The sequence below is a fragment of the Saliniferula longa genome (assembly GCF_050789285.1).
Taxonomy (GTDB): domain Bacteria; phylum Pseudomonadota; class Alphaproteobacteria; order Rhodobacterales; family Rhodobacteraceae; genus CAVPWP01.
In genome coordinates, this window is record NZ_JBOUVX010000002.1 from 750,365 (window position 1) to 765,590 (window position 15,226).

16 protein-coding genes are annotated in these 15,226 nt (G+C 65.6%); 10 read left to right on the forward strand and 6 right to left on the reverse strand.

All coding sequences use genetic code 11. The features are described 5' to 3' along the window. Positions 1 to 174: 174 nt before the first annotated feature. Both clpA and gloB read right to left on the reverse strand, forming a co-directional pair. Positions 175 to 2,493 carry an ATP-dependent Clp protease ATP-binding subunit ClpA gene (gene clpA, locus ACRDNQ_RS10215; protein WP_431828539.1) on the reverse strand — a complete coding sequence of 773 codons (2,319 nt, stop codon included), beginning with the start codon at positions 2,491 to 2,493 and terminating at the stop codon, positions 175 to 177. 188 nt (positions 2,494 to 2,681) lie between these two features. Next, positions 2,682 to 3,449 (reverse strand): hydroxyacylglutathione hydrolase, encoded by a 768-nt coding sequence (gloB, locus tag ACRDNQ_RS10220; protein ID WP_431828540.1) that lies wholly within the window; start codon positions 3,447 to 3,449, stop codon positions 2,682 to 2,684. 63 nt (positions 3,450 to 3,512) lie between these two features. On the opposite strand from gloB, the gene ACRDNQ_RS10225 reads away from it, so the two are divergent. The 9 genes from ACRDNQ_RS10225 (at position 3,513) to ACRDNQ_RS10265 (ending at position 11,010) form a co-directional block, all read left to right on the forward strand. Continuing rightward, entirely contained in the window at positions 3,513 to 4,259 is a 747-nt protein-coding gene (locus ACRDNQ_RS10225; protein ID WP_431828541.1) for a methyltransferase domain-containing protein, read from the forward strand. A 271-nt stretch (positions 4,260 to 4,530) separates the two neighbouring features. Then, complete coding sequence (locus ACRDNQ_RS10230) at positions 4,531 to 5,097, forward strand: F0F1 ATP synthase subunit delta (RefSeq protein WP_431828542.1); 567 nt, start codon at positions 4,531 to 4,533, stop codon at positions 5,095 to 5,097. After that, positions 5,097 to 6,635: a F0F1 ATP synthase subunit alpha gene (atpA, locus tag ACRDNQ_RS10235; RefSeq protein ID WP_431828543.1), complete on the forward strand. Its 1,539-nt coding sequence runs from the start codon at positions 5,097 to 5,099 to the stop codon at positions 6,633 to 6,635. The genes ACRDNQ_RS10230 and atpA overlap by 1 nt, the downstream gene beginning before the upstream one ends. A gap of 25 nt (positions 6,636 to 6,660) precedes the next feature. Next, positions 6,661 to 7,539, forward strand: a complete 879-nt coding sequence (locus tag ACRDNQ_RS10240) for a F0F1 ATP synthase subunit gamma (protein ID WP_431828544.1) — start codon at positions 6,661 to 6,663, stop codon at positions 7,537 to 7,539. A gap of 19 nt (positions 7,540 to 7,558) precedes the next feature. Further along, positions 7,559 to 8,983: a F0F1 ATP synthase subunit beta gene (gene atpD, locus ACRDNQ_RS10245; RefSeq protein WP_431828545.1), complete on the forward strand. Its 1,425-nt coding sequence runs from the start codon at positions 7,559 to 7,561 to the stop codon at positions 8,981 to 8,983. Positions 8,984 to 8,992: 9 nt separating this feature from the next. Continuing rightward, positions 8,993 to 9,388, forward strand: a complete 396-nt coding sequence (locus ACRDNQ_RS10250) for a F0F1 ATP synthase subunit epsilon (protein ID WP_431828546.1) — start codon at positions 8,993 to 8,995, stop codon at positions 9,386 to 9,388. Between the two features lie 232 nt (positions 9,389 to 9,620). Then, positions 9,621 to 9,875 (forward strand): PepSY domain-containing protein, encoded by a 255-nt coding sequence (locus ACRDNQ_RS10255; RefSeq protein ID WP_431828547.1) that lies wholly within the window; start codon positions 9,621 to 9,623, stop codon positions 9,873 to 9,875. A gap of 78 nt (positions 9,876 to 9,953) precedes the next feature. Next, complete coding sequence (locus tag ACRDNQ_RS10260) at positions 9,954 to 10,484, forward strand: cytochrome b/b6 domain-containing protein (RefSeq protein ID WP_431828548.1); 531 nt, start codon at positions 9,954 to 9,956, stop codon at positions 10,482 to 10,484. A 16-nt stretch (positions 10,485 to 10,500) separates the two neighbouring features. Further along, complete coding sequence (locus tag ACRDNQ_RS10265; RefSeq protein ID WP_431828549.1) at positions 10,501 to 11,010, forward strand: helix-turn-helix transcriptional regulator; 510 nt, start codon at positions 10,501 to 10,503, stop codon at positions 11,008 to 11,010. An 11-nt stretch (positions 11,011 to 11,021) separates the two neighbouring features. Here ACRDNQ_RS10265 and ACRDNQ_RS10270 read toward each other — a convergent pair whose 3' ends face one another. Beyond that, positions 11,022 to 12,038: a ribose-phosphate pyrophosphokinase gene (locus ACRDNQ_RS10270; protein WP_431828550.1), complete on the reverse strand. Its 1,017-nt coding sequence runs from the start codon at positions 12,036 to 12,038 to the stop codon at positions 11,022 to 11,024. 105 nt (positions 12,039 to 12,143) lie between these two features. On the opposite strand from ACRDNQ_RS10270, the gene ACRDNQ_RS10275 reads away from it, so the two are divergent. Continuing rightward, a complete protein-coding gene (locus ACRDNQ_RS10275) occupies positions 12,144 to 12,746 on the forward strand; it encodes a 2-hydroxychromene-2-carboxylate isomerase (protein ID WP_431828551.1) in 603 nt (200 codons plus the stop codon). Positions 12,747 to 12,760: 14 nt separating this feature from the next. Here the strand turns inward: ACRDNQ_RS10275 and ACRDNQ_RS10280 are convergent, their stop codons facing one another. The 3 genes from ACRDNQ_RS10280 to ACRDNQ_RS10290 are packed head-to-tail and all read right to left on the reverse strand — an operon-like array spanning position 12,761 to position 15,215. After that, complete coding sequence (locus ACRDNQ_RS10280) at positions 12,761 to 13,810, reverse strand: threonine aldolase family protein (RefSeq protein WP_431828552.1); 1,050 nt, start codon at positions 13,808 to 13,810, stop codon at positions 12,761 to 12,763. Further along, entirely contained in the window at positions 13,810 to 14,280 is a 471-nt protein-coding gene (locus ACRDNQ_RS10285) for a YcgN family cysteine cluster protein (protein WP_431828553.1), read from the reverse strand. The genes ACRDNQ_RS10280 and ACRDNQ_RS10285 overlap by 1 nt, the downstream gene beginning before the upstream one ends. Further along, positions 14,277 to 15,215: a bifunctional riboflavin kinase/FAD synthetase gene (locus tag ACRDNQ_RS10290; protein ID WP_431828554.1), complete on the reverse strand. Its 939-nt coding sequence runs from the start codon at positions 15,213 to 15,215 to the stop codon at positions 14,277 to 14,279. Before ACRDNQ_RS10290 ends, ACRDNQ_RS10285 begins: the two co-directional genes overlap by 4 nt. Positions 15,216 to 15,226: the final 11 nt, after the last annotated feature.

Consider the following 15,226-nt stretch of genomic DNA (forward strand, 5'->3'; position numbering starts at 1 on the left):
GGCCTAGGGAGGGTTGCGCCGTCGCTGATCGATCTGCCGCCCGATCCGCCGGCGGGCCGGGGTCCTGCGTTCCGACCCGGGATGGCGTGGACTATTGGTGGGTCCAAGGCAGGACGCCGAAAAACGAAAGGCCCCGGGCGATGCCGGGGCCTTCAGTCGTCGTATCCCGCAGGATCAGTCGGCCGTCAGAAGCGGCGGCTTCTTCGACTGGATGCGCCGCGTCTCGGGCTCGATCAGAAGGTCGAGCTTGCCGTCCTTGACGCCCACGTGGACCACGCCGCCCTTCAGCAGCTTGCCGAACAGCAACTCCTCGGCGAGCGGCTTCTTGATCTCTTCCTGGATCACGCGGCCAAGCGGGCGCGCGCCCATCTTGTCGTCATAGCCGCGCTCGGCCAGCCAGGCCGCCGCGGCCGGCGTCAGTTCGATCGTCACGTTGCGGTCCATCAGCTGCGCCTCGAGCTGCAGCACGAACTTCTCGACCACCTGAAGGATGATGTCCTTCGACAGCGGCGCGAAGCTGATCACCGCGTCAAGCCGGTTGCGGAACTCGGGCGTGAAGGTCCGCTCGATCGCGGCCGTATCCTCGCCCTCGCGGCGTTCGCGGGCAAAGCCGATGGCTTCCTTCGCCTGTTCCGCCGCCCCTGCGTTCGAGGTCATGATCAGGATCACGTTGCGGAAGTCGACCGAGCGGCCGTTGTGATCGGTCAGCGTGCCGTGGTCCATCACCTGCAGCAGGATATTGAACACGTCGGGATGCGCCTTCTCGATCTCGTCGAGCAGGAGCACGCAGTGCGGATGCTGGTCCACGCCGTCGGTCAGAAGCCCGCCCTGGTCGAAGCCCACATAGCCCGGAGGCGCGCCGATCAGGCGCGAGACCGCGTGCTTCTCCATGTATTCCGACATGTCGAAGCGCAGAAGTTCGACGCCCAGCGACGACGCAAGTTGCTTGGCCACCTCGGTCTTGCCGACGCCGGTGGGGCCGGCGAAGAGATAGTTGCCGATCGGCTTCTCGGGTTCTCGCAGACCGGCACGGGCCAGCTTGATCGAGGCGGACAGAGCCTCGATCGCCTTGTCCTGACCGAAGACCACGCGCTTCAGCGTCGTCTCGAGGTCCTTCAGCACAGCGGCGTCGTCCTTCGAGACGTTCTTGGGCGGGATGCGGGCGATCTTGGCCACCACGGCCTCGATTTCCTTCGCGCCGATGGTCTTGCGGCGCTTCGATTCCGCGACAAGATGCTGCGCCGCGCCGGCTTCGTCGATCACGTCGATGGCCTTGTCGGGCAGCTTGCGGTCGGTGATGTAGCGCGCCGACAACTCGACCGCCGACTTGATCGCGTCGGCCGTGTAGCGGATGTCGTGATGTTCCTCGAAGTAGGGCTTGAGGCCGGTCAGGATCTTGATCGAATCCTCGACCGTCGGCTCGTTCACGTCGATCTTCTGGAACCGGCGCGACAGCGCGCGGTCCTTCTCGAAATGCTGGCGATACTCCTTGTAGGTGGTCGAGCCCATGCAGCGCAGCTTGCCGCCCTGCAGCGCGGGTTTCAGCAGGTTCGAGGCGTCCATCGCCCCGCCGCTGGTCGCGCCGGCGCCGATCACGGTGTGGATCTCGTCGATGAAGAGGATCGCGTCGGGGTGATCCTCAAGCTCTTTGACGACGGCTTTCAGCCGTTCCTCGAAATCGCCGCGATAGCGGGTTCCGGCCAGAAGCGCGCCCATGTCGAGCGAAAAGATCGTGGCCCCGCGCAGCACCTCGGGCGTCTCGCCGTCGACGATCTTCTTGGCAAGGCCCTCGGCGATGGCGGTCTTGCCCACGCCCGGATCGCCCACAAGAAGCGGGTTGTTCTTGCGCCGGCGGCACAGCACCTGGATGCAGCGCTCGACCTCGAGTTCGCGCCCGATGAGCGGGTCGACATCCCCCTTGCGCGACTTGGCGTTCAGGTCGACGCAGTACTTGGCAAGGGCGGAATCCTTGGCTTCCTCGTCCTTTTCGTCCTGGGCTTCCTCTTCCATGTCGGTGGCCCCGGTGATCGGGCGGCTTTCCCCGAAGGACGGGTCCTTCGCCACGCCATGCGCGATGAAGTTGACCGCGTCATAGCGGGTCATGTCCTGTTCCTGCAGGAAGTAGGCGGCGTTGCTTTCGCGTTCGGCGAAGATCGCGACCAGGACGTTGGCGCCTGTCACCTCGGTCCGGCCCGACGATTGCACATGGATCGCCGCGCGCTGGATCACGCGCTGGAAGGCCGCGGTGGGAACCGCTTCGGAGCCTTCGACATCGGTGACCAGGGTGGACAGGTCGTCGTCGATGAAGGTGACAAGCGTCCTGCGCAGGTCCTCAAGATCCACGCTGCAGGCCTTCATCACCTTGGCGGCGTCAGGCTCGTCGATGAGCGCCAGAAGCAGGTGCTCAAGCGTCGCAAGCTCGTGCCGGCGCGCGTTCGCCAGGGCAAGCGCCGCATGGATCGATTGCTCGAGTGTGTTCGAAAATGAAGGCACGTTGCGTGCTCCTCTCTTGGGCCGGAGGGGGAGGGTCTTGGCCCCGTCCTGACCGTGGCCTCATAGAATTAGACTTCGGTTATCTTTGGCCGGCTTCAAGTCTTTTTTTCGGAAGGGCCGCTCACATTTCGTGACCGCGTCCGATTTGCCCGTGAGCCTGCGGAAAAATGGGGCAGCGCGTGTTCGCCTCAGAACCTGTCCTTGCGCCGCCGTATTTCGGCAAAGACTTCCGCATCTTCGTCTTGCGCCATAGATAGGCCGTGCTTCACATCCTGCAATCCGGCGCGCAGAAACGGGTTCGTGGCCAGTTCCTCGGACAGGCGCGAGGGCACCGTGGGCAATCCCTTGGCCCGCGCCGCGCGCACCGCGTCGGCCCGAGCGGCAAGCTCGGGGTTTCCGGGCTCGATGGTCAGCGCGAAGGCGGCATTCGCGGCCGTGTATTCATGCCCCGAGCAGACCAGCGTCTTTGGGGGCAGGGCGGCCAGTTTCGACAGGCTGACCCACATCTGCGCGGCCGTGCCCTCGAACAGCCGGCCGCAGCCCAGCGCCATCAGGCTGTCGCCGGTGAAGACGGCACCGGCCGCCGGGACGTGGAAGGCGACATGTCCCACGGTGTGCCCCGAGACGTCGATGACGCGGACCTCGGCGCCCGCGAAGTCGAAGACGTCGCCCTCGGCCACCGTGCGGTCAAGCGCCGGCAGGCGGTGGGCGTCGGCGGCCGCCCCGGCCACGGTCGCGCCGAAGTCGTCGCGCAGCGCCTCGACCCCGTCGACATGGTCGCCGTGGTGATGCGTGATCCAGATCTCGTCCAGGCCCCAGCCCCGCGCCTTCAGCGCAGCCGCGATCGGCGCCGCCTCGGGCGCGTCGATCAGCGCGGTGCGCCCGCTTTCGCCATCGTGCAGGAGAAAGGCATAGTTGTCGGTCCGGCAGGGAACGGTGACAAGTTCGAATGGCATGGTCTTTCCCTTTCCCTTGGGTATGTTCGGGGTCAAGTGTTGTCGATCCAAGGTCAGGCTTCAATGCACCTCGACGTTCTGGACCTTCGCACCTTCTACTATCGCACCCGTCTTGGGCGTGCGGCGCAGAAGGCCGTGCGCGATCAGGTGACGGCGCTCTGGCCCGAGGCCAAGGGTCAAACCGTGGCGGGCTTCGGCTTCGCCGCCCCGCTGCTGCGCCCTTTCCTTGCCGATGCACGCCGGGTCATCGCCCTGATGCCGGGCCAGCAAGGCGTCATGCCATGGCCGGCGGGCATGCCCAACGTGTCGGTGCTGTGCGAAGAGACGCTTTGGCCGATCGAAACCGGGCGCGTCGACAAGCTTGTCCTTATGCATGGACTCGAGACCAGCGAACATCCGGCCTCGGTCCTGAAAGAGTGCTGGCGCGTCCTAGGGCCCGGTGGGTCGGCGCTTTTCGTCGTGCCGAACCGAGCAGGGCTTTGGGCCCGCCGGGATGCAACCCCCTTCGGCTTCGGCCGGCCCTATTCCCTTGGCCAGCTCGAAGCGCAGTTGCGCTCGCACGACTTCGTGCCGGAACGTCATGTCGCGGCCCTGTTCCAGCCGCCCTCGCACAGCAACTTCTGGCTCAGGACCGGATCGATGTGGGAGGGGGTGGGCCGCAGGTTGTCGCGCCGCTTTGCCGGCGGCGTGCTGATCGTCGAGGCGACAAAGCGGCTGCCCGCCCCCAGCCAGCCCGGACTGCCCGAGGCGGTGCGGCGGCCGCTGCGCGTGCTCGACGGCCTGGCGCAGCCCGAGGCGAAACCCGTCTGACAGCCCGGGCTGTGCGCCTTGCCGTGAATCGGCCAATCACACGGCATTTGCGGCGGCTTTTCTTGTGCACTTGCAGCACAAACCGCCCCGAAATTGCCTAAGTTATTGAAAAGGTGTAAGTATAGGTATCGGCCCCTGCTGCTTTAGGCGGTTGCAGGGGGAAAGCACCTCTGTTACATCACCGCTGATTTTCGCGCGCGGCCCTCCGCGCGCATTTCGTAGGGGCTGGCGCGCGTGTCCTGCGATGCGCCGGAACAACAATACCGGAAGGGTGGACGTGTCCGAATCTGTTTCGATTTCGACCGGCATTGCCGCACGCTACGCCACGGCCGTCTTTGAGCTGGCCAAGGAAGAAAACGCCCTCGACAAGCTGGAAGGCGACGTCGACGCGCTGGCCGGGGCGCTGGCCGTCAGCGCCGACCTGCGCGACGTGATCGCCTCGCCGATCTATTCGCGCGACGAACAGGGCGCTGCTCTTGGTGGCGTCGCGAAGGCGCTGAAGCTGTCGGGGACCATGGCCAACACGCTGTCGCTGATGGCCGCCAAGCGGCGCCTTTTCGTGCTGCCGCAGCTGGTCACGACCCTGCGCGACCGCCTTGCCAGCGAACGCGGCGAAGTCACCGCCGAGGTCACGGCCGCCACGACGCTTTCGGCGGCCCAGCAGAAGGCGCTGTCGAAGGCGCTTGCCGCCAGCGTCGGCAAGAACGTGAAGATCAAGATGGCCGTCGATGAAAGCCTCATCGGCGGTCTTGTCGTCAAAGTGGGCTCGACCATGATCGACACCTCGATCAAGTCCAAGCTTGCTGCACTCCAGAACACGATGAAAGAGGTTGGATAATGGCAATCCAGGCAGCCGAAATCTCTGCGATCCTCAAGGAGCAGATCAAGAACTTCGGTCAAGAGGCCGAAGTCGCCGAGGTGGGCCGCGTGCTGTCGGTCGGTGACGGGATCGCCCGCGTCTATGGCCTCGACAACGTTCAGGCCGGCGAGATGGTCGAGTTTCCGGGCGGCATCATGGGAATGGCGCTGAACCTCGAAACCGACAACGTCGGTATCGTGATCTTCGGCGACGACCGCAGCATCAAGGAAGGCGACACCGTCAAGCGCACGAAGTCGATCGTGGACGTTCCCGCGGGCGACGCGCTTCTGGGCCGCGTGGTCGACGGCCTTGGCAACGCCATCGACGGCAAGGGCGCGATCAAGGCGGCCGAGCGCCGCGTGGCCGATGTGAAGGCCCCGGGCATCATCCCGCGCAAATCGGTGCACGAGCCGATGGCGACCGGCCTCAAGGCGATCGACGCCATGATCCCGATCGGCCGCGGCCAGCGCGAACTCATCATCGGCGACCGCCAGACCGGCAAGACGGCCGTGGCGCTCGACACGATCCTGAACCAGAAGGTCTACAACGACGCCGCCGGCGACGACGAGTCGAAGAAGCTTTACTGCATCTACGTCGCCATCGGCCAGAAGCGGTCGACCGTGGCGCAGCTGGTGAAGAAGCTCGAGGAGTCGGGCGCCATCGACTATACCATCGTCGTGGCCGCCACCGCGTCGGACCCCGCGCCGATGCAGTTCCTTGCCCCCTATTCGGCGACGGCCATGGCGGAGTACTTCCGCGACAATGGCCGCCACGCCCTCATCATCTACGATGACCTTTCGAAGCAGGCCGTGGCCTATCGCCAGATGTCGCTGCTTCTGCGCCGTCCGCCGGGACGCGAGGCCTATCCTGGTGACGTGTTCTACCTTCACTCGCGCCTGCTGGAACGGTCGGCGAAGATGAACGAGGACAACGGCGCCGGATCGCTGACCGCCCTTCCCGTGATCGAGACGCAGGCCGGCGACGTGTCGGCCTACATCCCGACCAACGTGATCTCGATCACCGACGGCCAGATCTTCCTTGAGACCGACCTGTTCTACCAGGGCATCCGCCCGGCAGTGAACACGGGTCTCTCGGTGTCGCGGGTGGGGTCTTCCGCCCAGACCAACGCGATGAAGTCGGTTGCCGGCCCGGTGAAGCTGGAACTGGCACAGTACCGCGAGATGGCCGCGTTCGCGCAGTTCGGGTCGGACCTTGACGCCGCCACGCAGCGGCTTCTGAACCGCGGTGCGCGCCTGACCGAGTTGATGAAGCAGCCGCAGTATGCGCCGCTGACCAACGCCGAGATCGTCTGCGTCATCTTCGCGGGCACGAACGGCTTCCTCGACAAGATCCCGGTCGGCGACGTCGGCCGTTTCGAGCAGGGGCTTCTGAGCCACCTGCGCGGCAAGCGCGCAGACCTGCTTGAGTGGATCACGAAGGAAGATCCCAAGATCAAGGGCGAGTCGGCGGACCGGATCAAGGCGGCGATCAGCGAATTCGCGGACAACTTCGCCTGAGTAGGGCCGAAGGGGAACAGGACAGATGCCGAGCCTCAAGGACCTGAAGAACAGGATCGGAAGCGTCAAGTCGACGCGGAAGATCACCAAGGCGATGCAGATGGTCGCCGCAGCCAAGCTGCGCCGCGCCGAAGAGGCCGCGCAGGCCTCGCGCCCCTATGCCGAGCGCTTCAACGCGGTCATGGCCGGCCTTGCGAAGTCGGTGGGCGACAGCGACAGCGCGCCGCGCCTTCTGGCCGGCACCGGCCGCGATCAGACCCACCTTCTGGTGGTCATGACATCCGAGCGCGGTCTTTGCGGCGGCTTCAACTCGTCGATCGTGAAGCTGGCCAAGCTGAAGATCGAGGAGCTGCGTGCCAAGGGCAAGACGGTGAAGGTCGTCACCGTCGGCAAGAAGGGCCGCGAACAGCTTCGCCGCGACTACGGCAACCTGCTGATCGGCCATGTCGACCTCAGCGACGTCAAGCGCGTGGGCTATGTCAACGCGCAGGAGATTGCCAAGGGCGTGCTCGACCGGTTCGAGGCGGGCGAATTTGATGTCGCGACGATCTTCTTCTCGCGCTTCCAAAGCGTGATCAGCCAGGTCCCGACCGCGCAGCAGATCATTCCCGCGAAGTTCGACCTTGACGAGGATATGGCTGCCGCTTCGACCGTGTACGACTACGAGCCCGACGAAGAGGCGATCCTGGCCGACCTGCTGCCGCGCGGGGTGGCGACGCAGGTCTTTGCCGCGCTGCTTGAGAACGCGGCTTCGGAACAGGGCGCGCGCATGTCCGCCATGGACAACGCGACGCGCAACGCGGGCGACATGATCGACCGTCTGACCATCGTCTACAACCGCTCGCGTCAGGCATCGATCACCAAGGAACTCATCGAGATCATTTCGGGCGCCGAGGCGCTCTGAGACAACCGGAGACACCAAGATGGCAAAAGCAAAAGGCAAAATCACCCAGGTGATCGGCGCCGTTGTCGACGTCCAGTTCGACGGCCACCTGCCCGCAATTCTGAACGCGCTTGAAACCGACAACAACGGCAAGCTGCTGATCCTCGAGGTCGCGCAGCACCTTGGGGAAGGCACCGTGCGCACGATCGCCATGGACTCGACCGAAGGTCTTGTGCGCGGACAGACCGTGACCGACACCGAGGGCCCGATCACCATGCCGGTGGGCGACGCCACGCTGGGCCGGATCATGAACGTCGTTGGCGAGGCCATCGACGAAAAGGGCCCCGTCCAGACTAAGGAGCGCCGCCCGATCCACCGCGCCGCGCCCCCGTTCGAGGACCAGTCGACGGAGTCCCAGATCCTCGTGACCGGCATCAAAGTCATCGACCTGCTGGCGCCCTACGCCAAGGGCGGCAAGATCGGTCTCTTCGGCGGCGCCGGCGTGGGCAAGACCGTGCTCATCCAGGAGTTGATCAACAACATCGCCAAGGTGCACTCGGGTTACTCGGTGTTCGCCGGCGTGGGCGAGCGGACCCGCGAAGGCAACGACCTGTACCACGAGTTCATCGAGTCCGGCGTCATCAACATCGACGACCTGTCGAAGTCGAAAGTGGCGCTTGTCTACGGCCAAATGAACGAGCCCCCGGGGGCCCGCGCCCGCGTCGCCCTTTCCGGTCTGACCGTGGCCGAGCAGTTCCGTGACCAGTCGGGCACCGACGTTCTGTTCTTCGTGGACAACATCTTCCGCTTCACGCAGGCGGGTTCCGAAGTGTCGGCGCTTCTTGGCCGGATCCCTTCGGCGGTGGGCTACCAGCCGACGCTGGCCACCGACATGGGCGCGCTTCAGGAGCGCATCACCTCGACCAAGAACGGCTCGATCACCTCGGTGCAGGCGATCTACGTGCCCGCCGACGACCTGACCGACCCCGCGCCTGCCACCTCGTTCGCGCACCTCGACGCCACGACAGTGCTCTCGCGCGCGATCTCGGAACTTGGCATCTATCCCGCCGTGGACCCTCTCGACTCGACCAGCCGGATCCTCGACCCCTCGGTCGTGGGCGAAGAGCACTACAACGTCGCCCGCTCGGTGCAGGGGATCCTTCAGCGCTACAAGTCGCTGCAGGACATCATCGCGATCCTCGGGATGGACGAGCTGTCGGAAGAAGACAAGCTGACCGTCGCCCGCGCCCGCAAGATCCAGCGCTTCCTGTCCCAGCCCTTCGACGTGGCTCAGGTCTTCACCGGCTCGCCCGGCGTGCAGGTGCCGATCGAAGACACGATCTCGTCCTTCAAGGCTGTGGTGAACGGCGAGTACGACCACCTGCCAGAGGCCGCCTTCTACATGGTCGGCGGCATCGACGAAGTCATCGCCAAGGCCGAACGCCTGGCTGCCGAAGCGGCGTAAGGGGCTGACATGGCCGACACGATGCAATTCGACCTCGTCTCGCCCGAACGCCTGCTGGCCTCGGGCCAGGCGAAATCGGTGCAGATCCCGGGGGCGAACGGCCAGATGACGGCCATGCCCAACCATGCGCCGACGATCACCACCCTGCGGCCCGGTGTGCTTCGGGTCGAGATGGCTGACGGAGTCAAGGAGTTCGCCGTGACCGGGGGCTTCGCCGAAATCGGCGCCGACGGCATTTCGGTTCTGGCCGAGCAGGCCTATGCCAGGGACGCGGGCAACCGCGCCCAGATCGAAGCCATGCTGGAGGAGGCCCGCGCAAAGGCCGCAGGCGCCGCGCCCGAGCACCGGGACATGGCCGAACTGGTCGTCTCGGACCTCGCGCAGTTGCTGAACGACATGGCCTGACCACCCGTCACAGGCGACCTTTTCAGAACCCCGGGGCGACCCGGGGTTTTTCTTTGTGACGCGGGCCCTGCCGCCTAAACCAACGGCATAGCCGGGCAAACCGTCGCCGGTCCCCCACGCACTAGGACTTTCGGCCAATGGCGTTTGCGGTCGTCCCACGTCACCTCGGCGCCATGCAGGCCGGGCTATCCCCAACCGTCGGCCTGCCCAACCCGAACGCACGGAGACACCGATGTTCAAGACACTCGCCACCTCGCTGGCGCTTTCGGCCGCCCTCGCGACCGCCGCCCTTGCCGCAAACCCGGTCGAACTGACCGACGCGAACACCCAGGCCATCACGCAGATGCTGACCGACCAGGGCTATGAGGTGGGCAAGATCAAGATCGAAGACGGGCTTTACGAAGCCTATGCCAAGAAGGGCGACGAGAAGTACGAGATCTTCCTGAACGGCGACTTCGAGATCGTCCGCACGGACGCCGACAGCTAAGCCGGCGCCGGCGCGCGGACCCTCCCCCCAAGGATCTGCCCCAGGCATCCGCGCGCCGGGTCCCAAGCGGAGAAAGCCATGCAACATGTCAAAGTCTGGGACGGTTTCGTCCGCACGTTCCACTGGTCGCTTGTCGCGGCCTTCGGCGCGAACGCCCTTCTCATCGATGACGACACCAAGCTGCACCAGTGGGTCGGCTATGTCGTCGTGGGCCTTGTTCTTGCCCGCGTGATCTGGGGCTTTTCCGGAACCGGCTATGCCAGGTTCTCGAGTTTTCCGGCCAGCCTGTCAGGCAGCCTCGGGCAGTTGCGGGACATGCTCACCGGAACCAAGCGCCTGCATCTTGGCCACACGCCGCTGGGCGCGCTGATGATCTACAACCTGATCGTGACGCTTCTGGTCATCGGGCTGTCCGGTTACTTGATGACGACCGACATGTACTGGGGTGTCGAATGGCCCGAGTTCCTGCACGAAGCTTCGGTCACCTGGGCCGAGATTTCGGTTGTCCTGCATGTCGGCGCGGTGATCCTGGAAAGCGTCCGGACACGGGTCAACCTTCCGCGTGCGATGGTCACGGGCTACAAGGACGTTCCACCAACCCTGAACTGATTCCCGCAGGGGCCCTGTGACGCCGGACGCCAAGACCCCGATCGCCCTTGTTGTGCTGATCGCGGTGCAGATCTTCTGCGCCGCCTTCTTCGTCGTCGACCTTTTCGCCGACTACCGCGAGGCGCAGCTGGCCCCCAGCGACGAGTTCCAGCTTCATCTGCCGATCGAGGCCATCGCGACCCTTGCCCTGCTTGGCGCAGCTGCGGTCGAGACGACCTATCTTCGCCGCCTGCTGCGGCGCAAGGCCGACCTTGAGCGCAGCCTCGAGATGGCGCGCGGCGCGGTCACCGACGTGATCGAGTCGCATTTCGACGTCTGGGGCCTGTCGCCATCGGAACGGGACGTCGCCATGTTCCTTGTGAAGGGCCTCAACACCACCGAGATCGCCGAGATGCGCGGCAGCGCCGAAGGCACGGTGAAGGCGCACCTGAACGCGATCTATCGAAAGTCGGGAACCCGCAGCCGGTCGGACATGCTCAGCGTGCTGATCGACAGCCTGATGGCGGGCGGCCGCGCGGGGCTTTGAGGCGTCGCGCCTCAGCGCGAATACATCCCCTCGTAGATCGGCTCGAGCGTTTCGGGATCGAAGAGCGACGACACGCTCGTGCCGTTCCAGATGTTCAGGATGGCCTGCGCGAACATCGGCGCGGTCGGCACGATCCGGATGTTGGCGGCACCCTTCACCGCGTCGGTCGGCTCGATCGAGTCGGTGATGACAAGGCTTTTCATCACCGACGAGGTGATGCGCCCCACCGCCGGCCCCGAAAGGACGCCGTGGCTGATGTAGGCATGCACCTCTTTGGCGCCTTGCTCCATCAGGACTTCGGCCGCCTTGCACAGCGTTCCGGCGGTGTCGCAGATGTCGTCGACGATGATGCAGATCTGGTTCTTCACGTCACCGATCACCGTCATCTCGGCCACTTCGCCCGGCTTCTCGCGTCGCTTGTCCACGATCGCCAGCGACGTCCCGATGCGTGTGGCCAGCTCGCGCGCCCGCGCCACGCCGCCCACGTCCGGCGAGACAACCGTGATCTCGTCGAGCCGTCCCTTGAAGACATGCCGGATATCCAGCGCGAAGATGGGCGAGGCGTACAGGTTGTCGACGGGGATATCGAAGAAGCCCTGGATCTGGGCTGCGTGCAGATCAAGCGTCAGAACACGTTCCACGCCCGCGCCGACGATCATGTTCGCCACCATCTTGGCCGTGATCGGCGTGCGCGCCTTGGTGCGCCGGTCCTGGCGCGCATAGCCGAAGTAGGGGATTACCGCGGTGATCCGCGCCGCCGACGACCGGCGCAGCGCGTCGGTCATGATCAGAAGTTCCATCAGGTTGTCGTTCGCGGGGTTCGACGTCGGCTGGATGATGAACATGTCCTCGCCGCGGACGTTCTCGAACACCTCGACGAAGATCTCGGCGTCGTTGAAGCGCTCGACCCGCGCGTCCACGAGGCCGACGTGCACCCCCCGGTGCATCGACATCCGCCGTGCCACGGCTTTCGCCAGTGTCTTGTTGGCGTTGCCGGAAATCAGTTTCGGTTCGGTGATGGAAGGCATGGCAGCGGGCCTCTCGGATGTCCGTCCATGACGGATTCGTGACGTTGACACCGCTTAGCATGCGCCTAGGGTCGCGCAAACCATTGTGGAACAGGAGGGGACGCTATGGCCCATATAGACTACTATTTCGCCACGGTGTCGCCGAACACTTACCTTGCGGGCACCCGGCTGGAAGAGGTCGCCGCCCGGCACGGGGCGACGGTCACCTACCGGCCGCTCGACATCATGGCGCTGTTCGCGCGCACCGGCGGCATTCCCCCGAAGGACCGCCACCCGTCGCGGCAGGAGTATAGGCTTCAGGAACTTCGCCGGAACGCCGTCAAGGCGGCTCTGCCGATCAACCTGAAGCCCGCCTTCTGGCCCACCAACCCCGCGCCCTCGTCCTACGCGATTATCGCCGCCCAGAACGCGGGCGGCGGAAATCTGGGGGCGCTTGTCCATGCGATCACCCGCGCCTGCTGGGCCGAAGAAAAGAACATCGCCGAAGACGCGGTGATCCGCGACTGCCTGTCTGCGGCGGGGTTCGATCCGAAGCTTGCCGATGCCGGGCTGCTGGTCGGGGCCGAAACCTATGCCCGCAACCTGGAGGATGCGGTGTCGGCCGGTGCCTTCGGCGCCCCCTTCTACATCGTCACCGAGACCGACGAGCGCTTCTGGGGGCAGGACCGGATCGCCGATCTGGACAGCTACCTCGCCGGGACGCTCTGACGGCCGGGGCGGGCTCAGCCGGCCGCGATCCTGACGAAGCGGTCGATGTCTTCGGTCCGCGCCGACCAGTCGCAGACAAGCCGTGCGGACAGCGGCTCGTCCGGGTCATCGCCGTCAAGTGATCCGGCCCAAAGGTAGTATTCGGCCCCGGCGTCGTGCAGTCGACGGTGGGCGGCCCGGGGCAACTCGACGAAAATCATGTTCGCCTCCGGTTCGAACCGAAGGCGCGCGCCGGGCACCCCTTTCAGCCCGTCGGCCAGCCGCCGGCAGGCGGCGTTGGCACGCTCCGCCATTTCAAGCCAGAGCCCGTCTTCCAGATAGGCCTCCATCTGGGCCGAGAGATAGCGGTGCTTCGAGAAGAGATGCGCCGACCGCTTGCGCCGCAACTCGAACTCCCAGGCCTTCGCCGGGTCGAAGATCACGGCGGCCTCGACCCCCAGAAGCCCGTTTTTCGTGCCGCCGAAGCTGACAGCGTCGACGCCGGCCTTCCACGTCATCTCGGCCGCCGAACAGCCAAGACTCACCATCGCGTTCGCGAAACGTGCCCCGTCCATGTGAACCGGCAGACCATAGGCCTTTGCCACGTCGGTCAGCGCACGGATCTCCTCCAGCGAGTGCAAGGTTCCCCGTTCCGTCGCCTGCGTGATCGAGACCGGTCCGCGCTGCACGCCGTGCACGCCGCGCGTTTCCTCGCCCTCGATCGCGGCGCGCAGGGCGTCGGGCTCCATCTTGTCTTCGCGCCCGTGGACCAGCGTCAGCTTGGCGCCGCCCGCGAAGAACTCGGGGCAGCCGCATTCGTCCTCGTGGATATGGGCGTGAGGGGCGCAGAAGATCGTCTGCCAGGGCTGGCACAGCGTCGCCAGAAGGATCGAGTTCGCCGCCGTCCCCGTGGCGACCAGATAGACCGCCGCCTCGGGCGCCTCGAAGACCTCGCGGATGCGCTCTTGCACGCGCTCTGTCAGCGGGTCGGCACCATAGGGCAGGGCATAGCCTTCGTTGGCGCGGTGAAGCGCCTCGATGACCTTGGGGTGCGCGGGGCCGGTGTTGTCCGAGGCGAAATGCATCACGGTTCCTCGTCGATGATGTGGTCTTCCCAGTCGTCCTCGTCGACCTCGAATTCCGGCACGGTCCAGCCGCGCACTGACACGCCGGCCTCGTGCACGCTTTCCGCGGTGCCCGAGATCAGCGGATGCCAGTCGAAAAGAGGACGACCTTCATGCAGCAGCCTGTAGGCGCAGGTGCGGGGAAGCCAGTAGGCGACGTCGGGCAGCGCCTTTGGGGTAAGCACGACGCATTCCGGCACAAGCGTCTTGCGGATTGCGTAGTTACCGCAGCGGCAGGTCTCGCCGTCCAGAAGTCGGCACGCCACGCGGGTGAAGGCGACCTCGCCGGTGTCCTCGTCTTCCAGCTTGTTGAGGCAGCACTTGCCGCAACCGTCGCAAAGCGCCTCCCATTCGCGCGGGGTCAGGTTCTTCAGCGGCACCCGTTCCCAGAAGCGGTCGCGCAACCCGTCGCGGTCGATGGGGTCGGTCATGGCGCGGCAAGGATCTCGCGCGCCTGAAGGCTGTCGCGATCCATCTGTTCCACCAGCGCGTCGACGCTGTCGAACGTAAGCTCCGGGCGCAGGAATTCGACAAGCGCGACCGACAGGTGGGTGCCGTAAAGGTCGCCCGAGAAGTCGAAGAGGAAGGTTTCCAGGTTCGGGGCGTTTTCCCCGAACATCGGCCGGACGCCAAGGCTTGCCACGCCCGTATAGTCCCCGGCCAGCGGACCGTCCTGCACGCGCACCTCGACGGCATAGATGCCGTAGCGCGGAGGGTGCAGGCCAGCAATCGACATGTTGGCGGTGGGATAGCCCAGAAGACGCCCGCGCTGGTCGCCGCGGATCACGGCGCCTTCGATGCGGTGCAGGTGCCCCAGCATCGCCGCGGCATCGCGCGGGCGGCCTTCGCTCAGCGCCTCGCGGATGCGGGTCGACGAGACTTCGATCCCGCCGGTTTCGATCAGGTCGGCCACTGTCACGCCAAAGCCCATCTCGGCGCCGAAGACCTCGAGATCGGCGGCGGTTCCCGTGCGGCCCTTGCCGAAGCAGAAGTCGCGGCCGACGACCACATGCGCAAGACCCAGTCCGTCATGGATCACGTCGCGCGCGAAGGCTTCCGGCGACAGCGCCGACAGGGCCGCGTTGAAGCTGAGTTCGTAAAGGATGTCGACGCCAAGCCGTTCTAGGCGGTGGGTCTTGGCTTCCGAGTTCATCAGCCGGAAGGGCGGGGACTTCGGGGCGAAGTATTCGCGCGGATGCGGCTCGAAGGTCAGGATGCCCAGGGGCGCGCCCAGGCGCAGGGCTTCGGCGCGGGCGATGTCGATGACCGCCCGATGGCCAAGATGGACGCCGTCGAAATTGCCGATCGCGGCGCTCGCGCCCCGATCCCCGGCCTTGGCATACTGGTAGTCACGCAGAACCCGCATGGGCGCTGGCC

What these genes read in the sequence shown, in the direction of transcription:
- ACRDNQ_RS10225 (WP_431828541.1), top strand. Translation starts at nt 3,513, where the DNA reads ATGCACCTCGACGTTCTGGACCTTCGCACCTTCTACTATCGCACCCGT.
- ACRDNQ_RS10270 (WP_431828550.1), bottom strand. Translation starts at nt 12,038, where the DNA reads ATGCCTTCCATCACCGAACCGAAACTGATTTCCGGCAACGCCAACAAG.
- gloB (WP_431828540.1), bottom strand. Translation starts at nt 3,449, where the DNA reads ATGCCATTCGAACTTGTCACCGTTCCCTGCCGGACCGACAACTATGCC.
- ACRDNQ_RS10280 (WP_431828552.1), bottom strand. Translation starts at nt 13,810, where the DNA reads ATGCATTTCGCCTCGGACAACACCGGCCCCGCGCACCCCAAGGTCATC.
- ACRDNQ_RS10260 (WP_431828548.1), top strand. Translation starts at nt 9,954, where the DNA reads ATGCAACATGTCAAAGTCTGGGACGGTTTCGTCCGCACGTTCCACTGG.
- ACRDNQ_RS10290 (WP_431828554.1), bottom strand. Translation starts at nt 15,215, where the DNA reads ATGCGGGTTCTGCGTGACTACCAGTATGCCAAGGCCGGGGATCGGGGC.
- ACRDNQ_RS10255 (WP_431828547.1), top strand. Translation starts at nt 9,621, where the DNA reads ATGTTCAAGACACTCGCCACCTCGCTGGCGCTTTCGGCCGCCCTCGCG.
- atpA (WP_431828543.1), top strand. Translation starts at nt 5,097, where the DNA reads ATGGCAATCCAGGCAGCCGAAATCTCTGCGATCCTCAAGGAGCAGATC.
- ACRDNQ_RS10250 (WP_431828546.1), top strand. Translation starts at nt 8,993, where the DNA reads ATGGCCGACACGATGCAATTCGACCTCGTCTCGCCCGAACGCCTGCTG.
- ACRDNQ_RS10240 (WP_431828544.1), top strand. Translation starts at nt 6,661, where the DNA reads ATGCCGAGCCTCAAGGACCTGAAGAACAGGATCGGAAGCGTCAAGTCG.
- ACRDNQ_RS10285 (WP_431828553.1), bottom strand. Translation starts at nt 14,280, where the DNA reads ATGACCGACCCCATCGACCGCGACGGGTTGCGCGACCGCTTCTGGGAA.
- ACRDNQ_RS10275 (WP_431828551.1), top strand. Translation starts at nt 12,144, where the DNA reads ATGGCCCATATAGACTACTATTTCGCCACGGTGTCGCCGAACACTTAC.
- atpD (WP_431828545.1), top strand. Translation starts at nt 7,559, where the DNA reads ATGGCAAAAGCAAAAGGCAAAATCACCCAGGTGATCGGCGCCGTTGTC.